The organism is Stenotrophomonas sp. SMYL11 (assembly GCF_036320005.1).
Taxonomy (GTDB): domain Bacteria; phylum Pseudomonadota; class Gammaproteobacteria; order Xanthomonadales; family Xanthomonadaceae; genus Stenotrophomonas; species Stenotrophomonas maltophilia_A.
This window is the reverse complement of record NZ_JAWIRS010000016.1, coordinates 1-15,689: the sequence shown is the minus strand read 5'-3', so window position 1 is coordinate 15,689 and position 15,689 is coordinate 1. Positions and strand designations below refer to the sequence as shown.

Sequence of the window (15,689 nt, the reverse complement as noted above, 5' to 3'; positions counted from 1 at the left end):
GTGCCTTCTTCGTTCAAGGGGTGGTGGCGACAGTTGCGTGCATGCGAAGGTCGCAGACGCCACCAAACGTGTATTCCTTCTGCCGCATCCCGACCTGGAAGAACGCAGCCTCGTCCCGCCAGTGCAGCATGCGCTGGGCACCGCCAAAACGCTCGAGCTCCTCGGAAACCGAAACCTGCACCTCGTAGAAATTGACACCCAGAGCGCAGTCGAATTCGAACCTCACAACAAACGGCTCATCGGCGGGGAACGTGGTCCCCCATACACCCGGTTGTTCACTGCCCTGCTCGGTCCATTGGCTGACATCCTGATTCAGGGTTCCCCATGAATAGAGCTTCACGCCTTCCTTGTTGCGCAGGCGGACATTGACGTTCAGTTTATCCATGGCCCGCGTCGGTCGCGCGGTGACCTCGATGATCGCGCGTTCGCGCGGAAGGAAGTACGCACATTCGTTGCCGTCGGTGTCCAGCACCCGCACATGTTCCACCACGCAGTCGAAGTCACCGAAGGACAGCTTGTCACTGCGCACCCCTAGCACAGGCGAACCGCCGTGCTCGGCAGGCTCGGCCACCGGGTCGGCATCCGACTGTGCCTCGATGGTTTGCCTGGCGTGCTGCAGGTGCTGGGCACTGATGGATGCGTAGTAATCGCGCTCATCGTCGTGCAGCTGCTTGCGGTACTCCAGCACGACCTCCGAAGACGGGCCGGCCACGCGCACGGTGCCGTCACGAAGCAGGATGGCATGGTCCGTGAGCGTACGGATCGACTCCTGATCGTGCGACACCAGCAGTAGCGTGCAGCCGTTTGCACGCAGCGCCTCCATCTGCTGGAAACAGCGCTTCTGGAACAGCGCATCACCCACCGCCAAGGCCTCATCGACAATCAGGATGTCGGGCTCCACCTGAGTCTGCACTGCAAACGCCAGTCGCAGCATCATGCCGCTGGAGTAGGTCCGCACCGGCTGGTCGATGAAGTTGCCGATGTCGGCGAAGGCGGCGATGGCATCGAAACGCTGCATCACCTCGCGCTCGGTCAGACCCAGGATCATGCCATTGAGAACGACGTTCTCACGCCCGGTGAAGTCTGGATTGAAGCCGCTGCCCAGTTCCAGCAACGCGGCGATACGGCCATTGACCTGCGCCGAGCCGGTGGTGGGGGCCAGTGTGCCGGCGATGATCTGCAGCAGTGTCGACTTGCCTGAACCATTGCGTCCGATGATGCCCACCGCGTCACCGCGCTTCACCTTCAGACTGACGTCGCGCAGCGCCCAGAATTCGCGCCCGCGCTGACGAGAGGGCCATTCCCCTTTGCCAGGCAGCACACGGCCAAGCCGGGGCAGGAGCATCTGCAGCAGGCGATCCGACGGCTTGTCGAAAATATTGAAGACCTTGCTGACATTCTCGATGTCGATAACCAGATTGTCAGACGACATCGGCGAAGGCCCTCCGGGTCCGCTGGAACCACCAGTAACCAAAGACATAGATCCCTGCCGACCAGCCCACCGCCCAGGCGTAGTGCCCCCAGTCAGGCAAGGTGCCGGTTACGATCAGCGCGCGGGTCTGCTCGACATAGATGGCCAGCGGACTGAGGCGCATCCAGTTGCCGATGGCCTCGGGAAAGATGATCGACGGATACAGCACGGGAGTAAGGTACTGCAGCACCCGCGCCAGCAACCCGGCGATCTGATCCACGTCGCGGAAGAACACGCCCAGGGAGGCGAACAAGTAGGTCACGCCCATGGTCAGGGCCAGCAATGGCACGATCAGGAGCGGCAGCAGCACGACCTGCCAATGCAGCCCGAAGCTGCTGAACAGCAGGAACGCCACCAGCGCCACCGTCGCCACACCTGCGTTGTACAGGGAAGACAGCACCACCACCGGCGGCAGCACCTCCAGCGGGAACACCACCTTCTTCACCAGATTCGGATTACTGAGCACCGCAGTGGGCGCACGCGTAAGCGACTCAGCGAAGAAGTTGTAGACGATCAATCCGATGAACAGCAGGACAGCGTAGTCAACCTTCGTATGGGTTTCGATGCCTTTCCACTTCGCACTGAAGATTGTGGAGAAGATGATCGTATAGATGGCCAGCATGATCAGCGGCACAAGCACGCCCCATAGCGCACCCAGCAGCGAATCCTTGTACTTCTTCTTGATGTCACGGCCGGTCAGGCTCAGCATCAATTCGATGCGCCGGCCCATCATGCGGTGGCAGCCTCCAGCGCCCGTTCCAGATCCACCTGCAGATCCCCCAGATCCTCCACGCCCACGCTCAGCCGCACCAGCGCATCACTGATCCCCAGCTGCTCCCGCCGCGCGACCGGAATCGAGGCATGCGTCATCACCGCCGGGTGGTTCACCAGGCTTTCCACGCCGCCCAGCGATTCGGCCAGGGTGAACAGTTCGGTCTTCTCGCAGAAGCGCTTGGCCGCCTCGAAACCGCCCTTGAGCACGATCGAAACGATGCCACCGTAACCGGCCATCTGCTTGCCGGCCAGCTCATGCTGCGGGTGCGACGGCAGGCCCGGGTAGATCACTTTTTCCACGGCCGGGTGCTTCTCCAGCCACTGCGCCAGGGCCAGCGCGTTGGCGCAGTGCGCCTTCATGCGCAGCGGCAGGGTCTTCAGGCCGCGCAGGGCCAGGAAGCTGTCGAACGGGCCCTGCACGCCACCCACCGAGTTCTGCAGGAAGGCCATCTGCTCGGCCAGTTCAGCGTTGTCGCCGACCACGACCATGCCACCGACCATGTCCGAATGACCGTTGAGGTACTTGGTGGCCGAATGCAGGACCAGGTCCGCACCCAGTCCCAGCGGACGCTGCAGCATCGGCGAGGCGAAGGTGTTGTCGACCACCACGATCAGGCCATGGCGCTTGGCAATGGCGGCCACAGCGGCGATGTCCACGATCTTCAGCATCGGGTTGGTCGGGGTCTCGATCCAGACCATCTTCGTCTTCGACGTGATGGCGGCCTCGAACGCGGCCAGATCGGTCAGGTCGACGAAGCTGAAGTCCAGCCCGGCAGTGCGCCGACGCACGCGCTCGAACAGCCGGAAGCTGCCGCCGTAGATATCGTCCATCGCCACCACATGGCTGTCGGCGTCCAGCAGCTCGATCACGGTCGAGCTGGCCGCCATGCCCGAAGCAAAGGCGAAGCCACGGGTGCCACCTTCCAGCGAGGCCACACAGCGCTCGTAGGCGAAGCGGGTCGGGTTGTGGGTACGCGAGTACTCGAAGCCCTGATGCTCGCCCGGGCTGGACTGGGCGTAGGTCGAGGTCGCGTAGATCGGCGGCATCACCGCGCCGGTGCTGGGGTCGGGCGACTGGCCACCGTGGATGGCCAGGGTAGCCAGGGCCAGGGCGCGATCCTGGGAAGTTGCGTTGGACATGTTCTTTCCTGAGGGGCGCCGACGCACGGCGCCATCGAAGGTGCGGAAGTCTACCAGCGCGGCCTTAACGACCTTTGACGCGGATAAACCAGGATTCAGCAGTGAACGTCTGCGATCAGCGGTTTACTGCACACGCCGACGCAGATAGTTCAGCAGGTCGATACGGGTGATCAGGCCCAGGAAAGTGTCGCCGTCCATCACGATCGCCACCTGGCCGCGGTCGAACACCGGCAGCAGCGCTTCGATCGGCGACTTCACGTCCAACCGGTCCAGCTTGCTGACCATCGCGGTGGCCACCGGGTCGCGGAAGCGGGCCTCATCGCCGTAGACATGCAGCAGCACGTCGCTTTCATCCACGATGCCGACCAGCTGGTCGCCGTCCATCACCGGCAGCTGCGACACGTCGTACAGCTTCATGCGCTGGTAGGCGGTGGTCAGCAGGTCGTTCGGGCCGATCACCACGGTGTCGCGCTGGCCGTACGGGCGCAGGATCAGGTCGCGCAGGTCGCCGTGCTGCGGGCGCTGCAGGAAACCGTTGTCCAGCATCCAGTAGTCGTTGTACATCTTCGACAGGTACTTGTTGCCGGTATCCGGCACCAGCACCAGCACCTTCTTCGGCGTGGTCTGCTCCTTGCAGTACTTCAGGCCGGCGGCCAGCAGGGTGCCTGTGGACGAGCCACCGAGGATGCCTTCCTTGCCCAGCAGTTCGCGTGCGGTGTGGAAGCTCTCGGCGTCGCTGATGGCGTACGCCTTCTTGACCCGGCTGAAATCGGAGATGGATGGCAGGAAGTCCTCACCGATGCCTTCTACCAGCCAGCTGCCCGACTTGTCGTTCAGATTGCCGTCGTTGATGTACTCGGCCAGGATCGAACCGACCGGGTCGGCCAGCACCAGCTCGGTCTTCGGCGACAGCTTGGCGAAGGCGCGCGACAGGCCGGTCATGGTGCCGGAGCTGCCGCAGCCGAACACGATGGCGTCGAGGTCGCCGCCCATCTGCTCGAGTATTTCCGGGCCGGTACCGAATTCATGCGCGGCCGGATTGTCCGGGTTGCCGAACTGGTTGATGAAGTAGGCGCCCGGGGTCTGCTCGGCGATGGTCTTGGCCAGGTCCTGGTAGTACTCCGGATGGCCCTTGGCCACGTCCGAGCGCGTCAGGCGCACTTCGGCGCCCATCGCTTTCAGATTGAAGATCTTTTCCCGGCTCATCTTGTCGGGAACGACCAGAATGAGCTTATAGCCCTTCTGCTGGGCCACCAGCGCCAGGCCCAGGCCGGTGTTGCCAGCCGTGCCCTCGACCAGGGTGGCACCGGGCTTCAGGTCGCCGCGCTTTTCCGCCGCCTCGATCATCGACAGTCCGATGCGATCCTTGATCGATCCGCCCGGGTTGGCGCTCTCCAGCTTCAGGTAGAGCTCGCAGACGCCGGTGTCCAGGCGCTGGGCCTTGACGATCGGGGTCTGGCCGATGAGTTCGAGGACGGAAGAATGGATGGGCATTCGGAGGACTTTCGGTTCGCGCCGCACAGGGCCGGACCGATGATTATCCGACGGATGGCGATGAAAGTCAGGTCGGCAGGGCCGCTGTCCGTCCACCGTAAAAAAGAGATGCGGACGGCCCCGGATCGACGAGGAGACCGGTACCGCCCGCATCGGTGAGCTGTGCCTGCAGGCCAAGGCACCACGGCCTGTGGTGCCTTGGCGCGGCCGCCTCATCGGCGGTGCCGCGATGCCGGGGCAGGAGCGCCCGGCGGGGCCATCTATGGCCGGGTCACGCCGATCCGGACGCGACGGGGTGCGTCAAAGCGTGGGGGACGTCGTTGCGAGCGGTGTTTCGTACATTCGCAGAAGTCGTTGCTTGGCCAGCAGCTTCTCGCGCTTCATGCGACCCAGGGTGACATCATCGATCGGGAGTACACCCAACTCCGCGTCCATGCACTTCTTGTTCAACTTGCGGTGCTGGTCATGGAGTGCCCTGAACTCCGGATCGCGCGCGCGACGGGCGTCGATCTCGCTCTGGGGCTGATCTTCAAACATGATGGACCTCCTTCGACAGATACACGAACGCCCCGGCCGCAAGGCACGGGGCGTTGTTCATGGAGGAGCGCCGGTCGATACCCACCTGGACGCCTGCAACGACCTGCGGCACTGGCCTGCGCACGTCGATCTGCTGCGGTTCGCGCCCTGTTTGCATCGGCCCGGCCCTCCCATCGTCCGGTCCGCGGCATTGCGTCCCGGACGATTGACCCTACGCCTGCTCAAGGCGGGGTACAAGACCCCTGCGGCAAAAAGACCGAACCCCGCCGGGGCGGGGTTCAGGCTGAATGCTCATCGCAACGAAAAACAAACAATATCAAACAATTACGGGGCGATGATGACCTCGGCCGAGCGTGCCCGGGTGGACGCCGCCTTCTTGCCGCTGAGCTGGATCCGGTTGCTGGCGACACCGGCCGCGACCAGGGCATCACGCAGCGCTTCGGCGCGTTTCTGGCCGACGCCGTTGGCACTGTCGTAGGCCTCGATGCGCAGGCGGCCCTTCTTGCCGATGTTCAGGTACTCGGCCAGTGCCTTGGCCTGGTTGCGGGCGCCACCGGACAGGCTGGAGGCGCCGGCGGCGAATGCGTCACCATTGAAGGTGAAGACTTCGCCACGGCCATCGAACTTCGAGCCCGGCAGCTTCTGCCCGGATACCAGCTCGGCTTCCTCGCGGGCCAGCTTGGCGGCGTTCTGCTGGGCGGCGCTGAGGCGCTGCTGCTGCTTGCCGGCCACACTGGTCAGGGCATTCTCGGCGTCCTGGCGGGCCAGGGTCTCGGCCTCGGCGGCCTGGCGCAGGCGCTCAGCCTCCTCGGCCTGCATCTGCGCCTGCATGCGCAGCTGCTCGGCCTCCTGGCGGGCACGGGCGGCATCGCGCCGGCTGGCCTCGATCAGCAGATCACTACGGGTGCGCTCGAGGCGATCGACCTCACGCGCGGCCAGTGCGGCACGCACGGCAGTCTCGGCAATCTCCACCCGGCGCTCGGCCAGGTAGGTGGCCAGCTCCTGGTCGCGGCGCTTGGCCTTGTCCAGGGTGGCGATGGCTTGCTGGGCCTGCATGCGCTCGAAGGCGCCCAGCTCAGCCGTGTCGGGATTGGCCTGGATGGCCATCAGGCGCTGGCTCAGCTGCGCCACCATCGGGTTGTCGGCGGCCAGGGCCAGGGTCGGCAGCGCCAGCAGCGCAGCCAGGGTTGTGGCAGTCATCGGCTTCACCGGCGGTCCTCCCCGGTCGACAGCTGGCGTTGCAGCTGGTTGACCTCGTTGCGGCGCAGCTGCAGCTGCGCGGTGACGGTGGCTTCCTCGCTGCGGGCGCGGGCCAGGTCGGCATCGGCAGCGGCGCGCAGGGCGATCGCCGGGGCGTTCTTGCGCTCGCGGCGGTCGCCGGCAGCACGCTGGGCCTGTTCCAGCCCCTGCCGGGCCAGCCCGATCAGGTCCGGGGCGTACTGGTCGGCGTCGGCCTGGGTGGCCTTGTCGACCGCCTGCCGGGCCTGGGCCAGTTCCAGTGCGCCGTCCTGCGCCCAGGCGGGGGCAGACAGTGCGAATGCAAACGCCATCACATACAGGCCATGGCGCATTCGTGCGAAGCTAAGTCGTTTCATTGGGGAGGCCGTACCGGTTGTCGGTTCACGGCCATTGTCGTCAAGCCGACACCGTGCTGGCAACGGGCGTCGGCCGTTTCGTTGGGGAAAATTCGCAATGGATATCGGCTACTTCCTGAAGCTGATGACCGAAAAGAACGCTTCGGACATGTTCCTGACCACCGGAGCACCGGTCTACATCAAGATCGAGGGGAAGCTTTATCCGCTGGGCAACACCGGCCTGCCGCCGGGCATGGTCAAGAAGATCGCCTACTCGCTGATGGACGAAGGCCAGGTGCCGCAGTTCGAGCGCGAGCTGGAGCTCAACATGGCCATCGCCCTGCCCGATGCCGGGCGCTTCCGCGTCAACGTGTTCAAGCAGCGCGGCGAGGTGGGCATGGTCATCCGCGCCATCCGCAGCCGCATCCCGAGCATCGAAGAGCTGAACCTGCCGCAGGTGCTGAAGGACGTGATCATGACCCCGCGCGGGCTGGTGCTGGTGGTGGGGTCCACCGGTTCCGGCAAGTCCACCTCGCTGGCGTCGATGATCGACCACCGCAACAGCACCACCACCGGTCACATCCTCACCATCGAGGACCCGATCGAGTACCTGCACAAGCACAAGATGTCGATCGTCAACCAGCGCGAGGTCGGGCTGGACACCCATGCCTTCCACAACGCGCTGAAGAACGCGATGCGTGAAGCGCCGGACGTGATCCTGATCGGCGAGATCCTGGACGCGGAAACGATGGAGGCCGCCATCGCTTTCGCCGAGACCGGCCACCTGTGCCTGGCCACCCTGCACTCCAACAATGCCGACCAGACCATCGAGCGCATCCTCAACTTCTTCCCGGAAAGCGCGCACAAGAACGTGCTGATGAACCTGGCGCTGAACCTGCGTGCGGTGATCAGCCAGCGCCTGGTGAAGAACAAGGAGGGCCGTCGCCTGCCAGCCACCGAGGTGCTGATCAACACGCCGATGATCCGTGACCTGCTGCGCCGCGGCCAGGTGCACGAGATCAAGGCGGCGATGGAAGGCTCGCTGGAGGAAGGCATGGAGAGTTTCGACCAGTGCCTGTTCCGTCTGGCCAAGGCGGGCATCATCGAGCAGGAGGAAGCGCTGCGCGCGGCCGACTCGCGCGATGGCCTGGCCCTGAAGTTCCGCCTGTCCGAAGGCAGCAGTGGCGAGCACGACCCGTACGCGGATTTCTCGGCCGGGCAGCCAAGCATCACTCACGGGTTCTGAGTGCACGAAAAAGGGGACGGAGGGGATCAAGTCGTATATGCACTTACGACGTAATCCCCTCCGTCCCCTTTTTCTGAAGCGTTCAGGGGCGGTCTCATCCATTGAGACCCCTCATCCGTAGGTTTCCTCAATGGAAACCATCCGCAAGCTGGCCATCCTGGCCGATGCCGCCAAATACGACGCCTCCTGCGCCTCCAGCGGCTCGGGCAAGCGCGATTCACGCGCCAGTGGCGGCATCGGCAGCACTGAGGGTATGGGCATCTGCCACAGCTACACGCCCGATGGCCGCTGCGTGTCCCTGCTGAAGATCCTGCTGACCAACTTCTGCGTGTACGACTGCGCGTACTGCGTGAACCGTTTTTCCAGCAACGTACCGCGCGCGCGCTTCAGCGTGGAAGAAGTGGTCTCGCTGACCCTGGATTTCTACAAGCGCAACTACATCGAAGGGCTGTTCCTTTCCAGCGGCATCATCCGCAACGCCGACTACACCATGGAACGCATGGTGGAAGTGGCCCGGCAGCTGCGCGAGGAGCATCGCTTCGCCGGTTACATCCACCTGAAGACCATTCCCGAGGCATCGCCGGAACTGCTGGCCAGTGCAGGGCGCTACGCCGACCGCCTGTCGATCAACGTCGAACTGCCCACCGAAGCGGGACTGAGTGCCTTGGCGCCGGAGAAGACGGTGCATTCGATACGCGGCGCGATGGGCGAACTACGCTGGCGCATCGAGGAAGCCAAGGAGGCGCGCAAAGCCCCCGCAGCGGTGGCGCCGAGGGCCAGCCGCAGTCCACGCCCTCCCCGTTTCGCACCAGCCGGGCAGAGCACGCAGATGATCGTCGGCGCGGACGGGGCCAACGACCAACAGATCCTGGCCAGCGCCGATGCGCTGTACGGCAACTACCGCATGCGCCGGGTGTACTACTCCGCGTTCAGCCCGATTCCGGACGCCAGCCGGCAGCTGCCACTGCAACCGCCTCCGCTGCAGCGCGAACATCGCCTCTACCAGGCCGACTGGTTGCTGCGCTTCTACGGGTATGGCGTGGATGAGATTACCGATACCACCCAGGACGGCATGCTCGACCTGGATATCGACCCGAAAATGGCTTGGGCGATCCGTCACCCCGAGCGCTTTCCCGTGGATCTCAACCGCGCGCCGAAGGAAATGCTGCTTCGCGTACCCGGGCTGGGCGTGCGCAACGTGAAACGGGTGCTGATGGCACGCCGCCACGGTCGCCTGCGGGTTGCCGATGTAGCACGCCTGAAGGCACCGATGAGCAAACTGCTTCCGTTTGTGCAGCTGGCTGACCACCATCCACGCAAATCGCTGGACGATCCGGCGGCGCTGCGCGCGCAGTTGGCCCCACCGCCTCGTCAGGGATCGCTGTTTGATGCAACGCCCGCCGCCTGACGCGCAGCGCTGGTCGCTGCGGGTGGACCCGCAGTGGTCGCTGCAGGCCTGGCGCGATGCTGCGCGCGAAGCGTTGCTGCGAGGCGTGGCCCCGCCTCAGCTGGACTGGCTGGAAGGGAGCGAAACGTCGTTGCTGGATGCGCCGGCCGTGCAGCGGGCGCCGATGCTGGCTGATGCCAGTGCACCCAACGTGCCCCGCGATTTCCTGGAACTGGCGGCCACCTGCCTGTGCCATCGCGACCCCCAGCGACTGGCCTTGCTGTATCGCCTGCTGTGGCGCATCGTCCATGGCGAGCGTTCGGTGCTGAGCAACCCCGCCGACGCCGATGTCCTGCGCGCAACGGCGCTCGCCCAGGCCGTCCGCCGTGACACGCACAAGATGAAGGCATTCGTGCGCTTCCGCGAGGTGCCTGGCCAGCCTGATGCGTTCATCGCCTGGTTTGAGCCACAGCACCACATTGTCGACCGGGTCGCGCCCTTCTTCGCACGCCGCTTCACCGGCATGCGCTGGGCGATCCTCACGCCTTCGCGCAGCGTCGCATGGGATGGGCAGGCGCTTGCCTTCGGCCCCGGCGCACGGCGCGAGGATGCCCCGGCCGAGGATGCGCGCGAATCACTGTGGCAGACCTACTACGCCAACATCTTCAATCCGGCGCGACTCAATACACGGATGATGATGCAGGAGATGCCTGCAAAGTACTGGCGCCACCTGCCGGAGGCCCAGCTGCTGCCACGCCTGGTGCGCGATGCGGCCGACCGCGTGCAGGAAATGCACGACCGTCCCGCGCAGGCACCGCAGCGCAGGATCCCCTTGCGTGCAGGTGTTGCGATGCCAGCAACGGATGCCTTCAGTCTGGAGAATCTACGCGGACAGGCCAGCACCTGCCGCCAGTGCCCGCTGTGGGAGCAGTCCACGCAGACCGTGTTCGGGCAGGGGCCTGCAGACGCCCGCATGATGCTGGTCGGGGAACAACCTGGCGACACCGAGGATCTGCGCGGACAGCCGTTCATGGGTCCTGCCGGTCAGCTACTGGACCGTGCGCTGGCCGAATTGGGAATCGATCGCGCGGCACTGTACCTCACCAACGCCGTGAAGCACTTCCATCATGAACGGCGTGGCAAGGTGCGACTGCACAAGCGACCGGAAAGCCGGCACATCCAGGCCTGCCGCCCCTGGCTGATGGGTGAGATCGCGCGCGTGCGGCCCCAGGTGATCGTGTGCCTCGGCGCGACAGCGGCAGCCTCGGTATTCGGCCGTGATTTCGACCTCTCACGCGACCGCGGGCGCTGGCACACCCTCGAGGACGGTACCCGCGGCTATGCCACGGTGCACCCGGCATGGGTGTTGCGGCAGACCGACGATGCGCGCCGCGAGGACGCCTACCGGCTGTTCCGCGATGATCTGGCCCGATTGCAACAAAAAGGGGACGGAGGGGATTAAGTCGTAAGTGCACAAACGACTTAATCCCCTCCGCCCCCTCTACTTTCAGGCGGCGTCGGGCTGGTTTTCCGGGCGCGCGCGCTCGAACGCGTCCAGCGCTAGGCAGGCGGCCTCAATGCGGCGCAGGGTCGGGTACGGCGCCAGATCCAGGCCGAAGCGGTGTGCGTTGTACAGCTGCGGCAGCAGGCAGATGTCGGCCAGGCCGGGGTGGTCACCGTGGCAGAAGGTGCCCGTAGCGCTGCTGTCGGCGAGCATTGCCTCCATGGCAACGAAGCCCTCGGCCATCCAGTGCAGGGTCCACTGCGTGCGGGCGTCGGCCGGCAGCTGCAGGGTGCGTTCCAGGTACTGCATCACCCGAAGGTTGTTGATCGGATGGATGTCGCAGGCCACCAGCTGGGCCAGCGCACGCACCCGCGCACGGCCGGCGGCATCGGCCGGCAGCAACGGTACCTGCGGGAAGCGCTCATCCAGATACTCGAGGATCGCCAGTGACTGGGTCAGCGCATGCCCGTCGTGCAGCAGGGTGGGCACCAGCTGCTGCGGATTGAGCGCGCGATAGGCGTCAAGGTGCTGCTCGCCACCGTCGCGCACCAGGTGCACCGGCCGGGCTTCCCAGGCCAGGCCCTTCAGCTCCAGGCCGACGCGCACGCGGTAGGCGGCGCTGGATCGCCAGTAGGTGTACAGCACGATGCCGTCGTCGACCGGGATCTCCATCGCCGCCTCCCTGCTCAGGGCCTGGTCGCCTGTTCGATGCGCTGCTCGATCGCACCGAAGATGCTGTTGCCGGCGGCATCGAGCATCTCGATGCGGACCACGTCCCCGAACGACATGAACGGCGTACTCGGCTTGCCGTCGCGCAGGGTTTCGACCACGCGCTGCTCGGCGAAGCAGGAGGCACCCTTGCTGGTGTCTTCGTTGGCGATGGTGCCCGAGCCAACGATGGTACCGGCGCTGAGCGGACGGGTCTTGGCCGCATGCGCGACCAGCTGGGCGAAGTTGAACTGCATGTCCACGCCCGCTTCCGGCGCACCGAACCACTGGCCGTTGATGTGGGTCAGCATCGGCAGGTGCACCTTGCTGTCCTGCCACGCGGCGCCCAGCTCATCGGGGGTGACGAACACAGGCGACAGCGCCGAGCGCGGCTTGGACTGCAGGAAGCCGAAGCCCTTGGCCAGCTCGCCCGGAATCAGGTTGCGCAGCGAGACATCGTTGACCAGGCCGACCAGCTGGATATGGCGCGCGGCCTGTTCCGGGGTGGCGGCCATCGGCACGTCGTCGGTGATCACCACGATCTCTGCTTCCAGGTCGATGCCGTAGTCCTCGCTGACCACCTTGACCGCGTCGCGCGGACCGTAGAAACCGGCGCTGGTCGCCTGGTACATCAGCGGGTCGGTGTAGAAGCTCTCCGGCACCTCGGCGCCACGGGCGCGGCGCACGCGCTCGACATGCGGCAGGTAGGCGCTGCCATCGACGAACTCATAGGCGCGCGGCATCGGCGCGGCCAGCGCCTGCGGGTCCAGGTCGAACACGCCATCGGCGTCGCCCGCGTTGAGCGATTCGTACAGGGCGTTCAGGCGCGGCGCGATGTGGCTCCAGTCCTCCAGGGCCTGCTGCAGGGTGGCGGCAATGCCGGTGGCGCGCACGCCGTGGCGCAGGTCACGCGAGGCGACGATCAGGGTGCCGTCGCGGCCGCCTTCCTTCAAAGAACCAAGCTTCATGGGTGGGTGTCCGGAGTCGTGGGCAAACAAGTTTCAAGTGTAATCAAATCTGTGGCGACGCCAAGCTGCAGCGCGGCATCGGCCCACCCTACCGCAGGAGGGGGGTTCGGCAGGGCTGCGCCCTGCACCTGCTTCAAGCCAGGGCAACAGCCTAAGCAACAGCAACAGCGGGCATTCCGTGGGATGGCGGGGCACTGTGGGTTTGCGGGGACGCCGTTAACCCGTCCATGGGGGCTTGGTCGCGGCATCCATGCCGCTCACACCCCGAAAACCCACAGTACCCCGCCTTCGACAGTTGGCCGGTGGCCAGTAGATCCACGCCATGCGTGGATGAAATCTGTCAGATATCGAATGAATTCATCCGTGTCGACCAAGGTCGACACCTACCAGAGCGGACGCTGTCCCAACAGCTCGCGGCCAACTGTCGAAGGCGGGGTGGGGCCGGTTGCGGGGGCGTGAGCGCCATGGATGGCGCGACCGAGGCTACATGGACGTATTCACGCCGTCCCCCGCAACCGGACCCACCCCGCCAACCCCCAGGAAGCCAGCTTTTGCTGTTGCTTCGGCTTCGGCTTCGGCTTCAGCCTCTGCGGGTGCAGGGCGCAGCCCTGCAGAGAGCCCCCCTACCTGAACAGGCCTTTTTGCGTGAAGTCTCAAACTTCGTTTAGACTTGCAGGGTCTGCAGCGGCCGTCCGTTTCCCTCCGGGACCGCCGGCGACCTGGGTCCGCCCTCTTCGCCCGCCCCCACTCCGACGCCGTTCGTCACGCATTCCAGCCTGCGCTTCGCGCCGGCTGCACCCAATTCTCGCAGCGCGGTTCACGGGAACGCTCCGAGTCAGCCGATCAGTTTGATCTGCCCCCGTCTGTCCGTTCGGACAGGCGTTTCTTGTACTTGGAGCAATCTCAATGTCTTTTGAATCGCTGGGCCTGGCGCCCTTCCTGCTGCGTGCGCTTGCCGAGCAGGGCTACGAAAACCCGACCCCGATCCAGCAGCAGGCGATCCCGCTGGCGCTGGCCGGTCGCGACCTGCTGGCCGGTGCACAGACCGGTACCGGCAAGACCGCCGCGTTCGGCCTGCCGCTGCTGCAGCACCTGGGCACCGCCTCGCAGGAAGTCCGCAGCGGCCCGCGCAGGCCGCGCGCGCTGATCCTGGCCCCGACCCGCGAGCTGGCCACCCAGGTGCATGACAGCCTGCGCGGCTACAGCAAGTACCTGCGCATTCCCAGCGCCTGCATCTACGGCGGCGTCGGCATGGGCAACCAGCTGGACATCCTGCGCCGCGGCGTCGACCTGCTGGTCGCCTGCCCGGGCCGCCTGATCGACCACCTGGAGCGTCGCAGCATCGACCTGTCCGGCATTGAGCTGCTGGTGCTGGACGAAGCCGACCGCATGCTCGACATGGGCTTCCTGCCGTCGATCAAGCGCATCCTGGCCAAGCTGCCGAAGCAGAACCGCCAGACCCTGCTGTTCTCGGCCACCTTCGAGGACAACATCCGCCAGCTGGCGCTGGAGTTCATGCGCAACCCGGAACAGATCCAGGTGACGCCGAAGAACACCGTGGCCGAAACCATCACCCATCGCGTGCACCCGGTCGATGCCGGCCGCAAGCGCGACCTGCTGCTGCACCTGCTGGCGCAGGACAGCCGCGAGCAGACCCTGGTGTTCGCCCGCACCAAGCACGGCAGCGACAAGCTGGCCACGTTCCTGGAAAAGTCGGGCATCAAGACCGCGGCAATCCACGGCAACAAGAGCCAGGGCCAGCGCCTGCGTGCGCTGGGCGATTTCAAGGCCGGCCGTGTGACCGTGCTGGTGGCCACCGACATCGCCGCGCGCGGCATCGACATCAACGAGCTGCCGAAGGTGATCAACTTCGACCTGCCGATGGTGGCCGAGGACTACGTGCACCGCATCGGCCGCACCGGCCGCAACGGCGCGACCGGCCAGGCGATCTCGCTGGTGGCGCAGGATGAAGTGAAGCTGCTGCGCGCGATCGTGCGCCTGCTGGGCCGCGACATGGACATCCGCGATGTGCCGGGCTTCGAGCTGCAGACGCCGATCCGCTGGGGCAACAGTGCGCCGGGCAAGGCCGAGCACGATACCGGCGAGCGCGCACCGCGCAAGAGCCACGCGCGCCGTCCACACGGCGATGCGCCACGCCATGCGCATGCGGGCCCGAAGAAGGCCGGTGGCGGCCGTCGCGAGGGCGGTGGCAATGGCCAGCAGCGTGCAGGTGCCGGCCAGGGCCAGCGCCGTGGCGGTGGTGGCAATGGTGGCGGCCGTGGTCGTGGCCAGGGTGGCGGCGGTGGTCGCGCTGGCTGATCCCAGCTGACATCGAGGGTGCTTCCCGCTGCGCGGGGGCTATCGAGGGACGGCGCTGACGCGCCGTCCTTTTTTGTTGCGGGCTACCGGGTGATAAAGCACGCGGTGGCAGTACCGAGGGCGAATGGGCATGGGGGCAGCGCAGAACCGTTGGCGCCATCCATGGCGCCAACGGTTCTGCGCTGCCCCCATGCCCATCCGCTTCAAGCATTGCCTGCGCCTTCTTCTCCCGCCGGGTAGCCAGGAGAAGAAAGATCAAATTCAAATTTTCAAAGGCAAAAGCCGAAGTCGCAATTCCTGGCTTTGCTTTTGCTTTTGTATTTGCCCTTGCTCCCGCCTTGGGGTCTGATGCGTCCGCGCCCGCAGGAAACTGTCATGGGAGGCAGGGGGCCTCAGCCAGGACCGTTGGCGCCAAGGATGGCGCCATCGAGCCCCCAGGGTGAAGTGACCCCCGAGACTTGGACGGGGTCACGCGGCCGATTGGGCCTGCTCCCGGTACTTTACCGGGCTCAGACCTTTCAGTTTCAGTTTGATGCGTTCTTCGTTGTAGTACTGGATGTATTCCAC

Annotated in this window: 14 protein-coding genes; 4 read left to right on the top strand and 10 right to left on the bottom strand. The window is 65.5% G+C overall.

The annotated features are described in order from the left end of the window. Nucleotides 1–13: 13 nt before the first annotated feature. The 7 genes from V3B46_RS18170 to V3B46_RS18140 all read right to left on the bottom strand — a co-directional run bounded on the left by V3B46_RS18170 (nt 14) and on the right by V3B46_RS18140 (nt 6,987). Entirely contained in the window at nt 14–1,480 is a 1,467-nt protein-coding gene (locus V3B46_RS18170; protein WP_329892542.1) for an ABC transporter ATP-binding protein, read from the bottom strand. Continuing rightward, nucleotides 1,422–2,204, bottom strand: coding sequence for an ABC transporter permease (locus V3B46_RS18165; RefSeq protein WP_080291756.1), 783 nt, complete (start codon nt 2,202–2,204; stop codon nt 1,422–1,424). Before V3B46_RS18165 ends, V3B46_RS18170 begins: the two co-directional genes overlap by 59 nt. After that, entirely contained in the window at nt 2,201–3,385 is a 1,185-nt protein-coding gene (locus V3B46_RS18160; protein ID WP_329892541.1) for a cystathionine gamma-synthase, read from the bottom strand. Before V3B46_RS18160 ends, V3B46_RS18165 begins: the two co-directional genes overlap by 4 nt. A gap of 123 nt (nt 3,386–3,508) precedes the next feature. Further along, nucleotides 3,509–4,879: a pyridoxal-phosphate dependent enzyme gene (locus V3B46_RS18155; RefSeq protein ID WP_329892540.1), complete on the bottom strand. Its 1,371-nt coding sequence runs from the start codon at nt 4,877–4,879 to the stop codon at nt 3,509–3,511. A gap of 300 nt (nt 4,880–5,179) precedes the next feature. Next, a complete protein-coding gene (locus tag V3B46_RS18150; protein WP_295554770.1) occupies nt 5,180–5,416 on the bottom strand; it encodes an HP1242/YdcH family protein in 237 nt (78 codons plus the stop codon). 324 nt (nt 5,417–5,740) lie between these two features. Next, nucleotides 5,741–6,625 (bottom strand): OmpA family protein, encoded by an 885-nt coding sequence (locus tag V3B46_RS18145; protein ID WP_100437815.1) that lies wholly within the window; start codon nt 6,623–6,625, stop codon nt 5,741–5,743. Beyond that, nucleotides 6,622–6,987: a DUF4398 domain-containing protein gene (locus tag V3B46_RS18140; protein ID WP_049398394.1), complete on the bottom strand. Its 366-nt coding sequence runs from the start codon at nt 6,985–6,987 to the stop codon at nt 6,622–6,624. The genes V3B46_RS18145 and V3B46_RS18140 overlap by 4 nt, the downstream gene beginning before the upstream one ends. 121 nt (nt 6,988–7,108) lie before the next feature. On the opposite strand from V3B46_RS18140, the gene V3B46_RS18135 reads away from it, so the two are divergent. The 3 genes from V3B46_RS18135 (at nt 7,109) to V3B46_RS18125 (ending at nt 11,085) form a co-directional block, all read left to right on the top strand. After that, on the top strand, nt 7,109–8,236 hold the full coding sequence (locus V3B46_RS18135; RefSeq protein WP_032127971.1) for a PilT/PilU family type 4a pilus ATPase: 1,128 nt from the start codon (nt 7,109–7,111) through the stop codon (nt 8,234–8,236). Between the two features lie 130 nt (nt 8,237–8,366). Continuing rightward, nucleotides 8,367–9,644 (top strand): putative DNA modification/repair radical SAM protein, encoded by a 1,278-nt coding sequence (locus V3B46_RS18130; RefSeq protein ID WP_329892539.1) that lies wholly within the window; start codon nt 8,367–8,369, stop codon nt 9,642–9,644. After that, nucleotides 9,625–11,085: a UdgX family uracil-DNA binding protein gene (locus V3B46_RS18125; protein ID WP_329892538.1), complete on the top strand. Its 1,461-nt coding sequence runs from the start codon at nt 9,625–9,627 to the stop codon at nt 11,083–11,085. Before V3B46_RS18130 ends, V3B46_RS18125 begins: the two co-directional genes overlap by 20 nt. 45 nt (nt 11,086–11,130) lie before the next feature. Here V3B46_RS18125 and maiA read toward each other — a convergent pair whose 3' ends face one another. After that, entirely contained in the window at nt 11,131–11,799 is a 669-nt protein-coding gene (maiA, locus tag V3B46_RS18120; protein ID WP_329892537.1) for a maleylacetoacetate isomerase, read from the bottom strand. A gap of 14 nt (nt 11,800–11,813) precedes the next feature. After that, nucleotides 11,814–12,803 (bottom strand): fumarylacetoacetate hydrolase family protein, encoded by a 990-nt coding sequence (locus V3B46_RS18115; RefSeq protein ID WP_329892536.1) that lies wholly within the window; start codon nt 12,801–12,803, stop codon nt 11,814–11,816. Between the two features lie 906 nt (nt 12,804–13,709). Here V3B46_RS18115 and V3B46_RS18110 point away from each other — a divergent pair. Next, on the top strand, nt 13,710–15,122 hold the full coding sequence (locus tag V3B46_RS18110) for a DEAD/DEAH box helicase (RefSeq protein ID WP_154262199.1): 1,413 nt from the start codon (nt 13,710–13,712) through the stop codon (nt 15,120–15,122). Nucleotides 15,123–15,590: 468 nt separating this feature from the next. On the opposite strand, the gene V3B46_RS18105 is transcribed toward V3B46_RS18110, so the two are convergent. Beyond that, on the bottom strand, nt 15,591–15,689 hold a 99-nt coding region (locus V3B46_RS18105), incomplete at its 5' end, for an IS3 family transposase (RefSeq protein WP_197616391.1).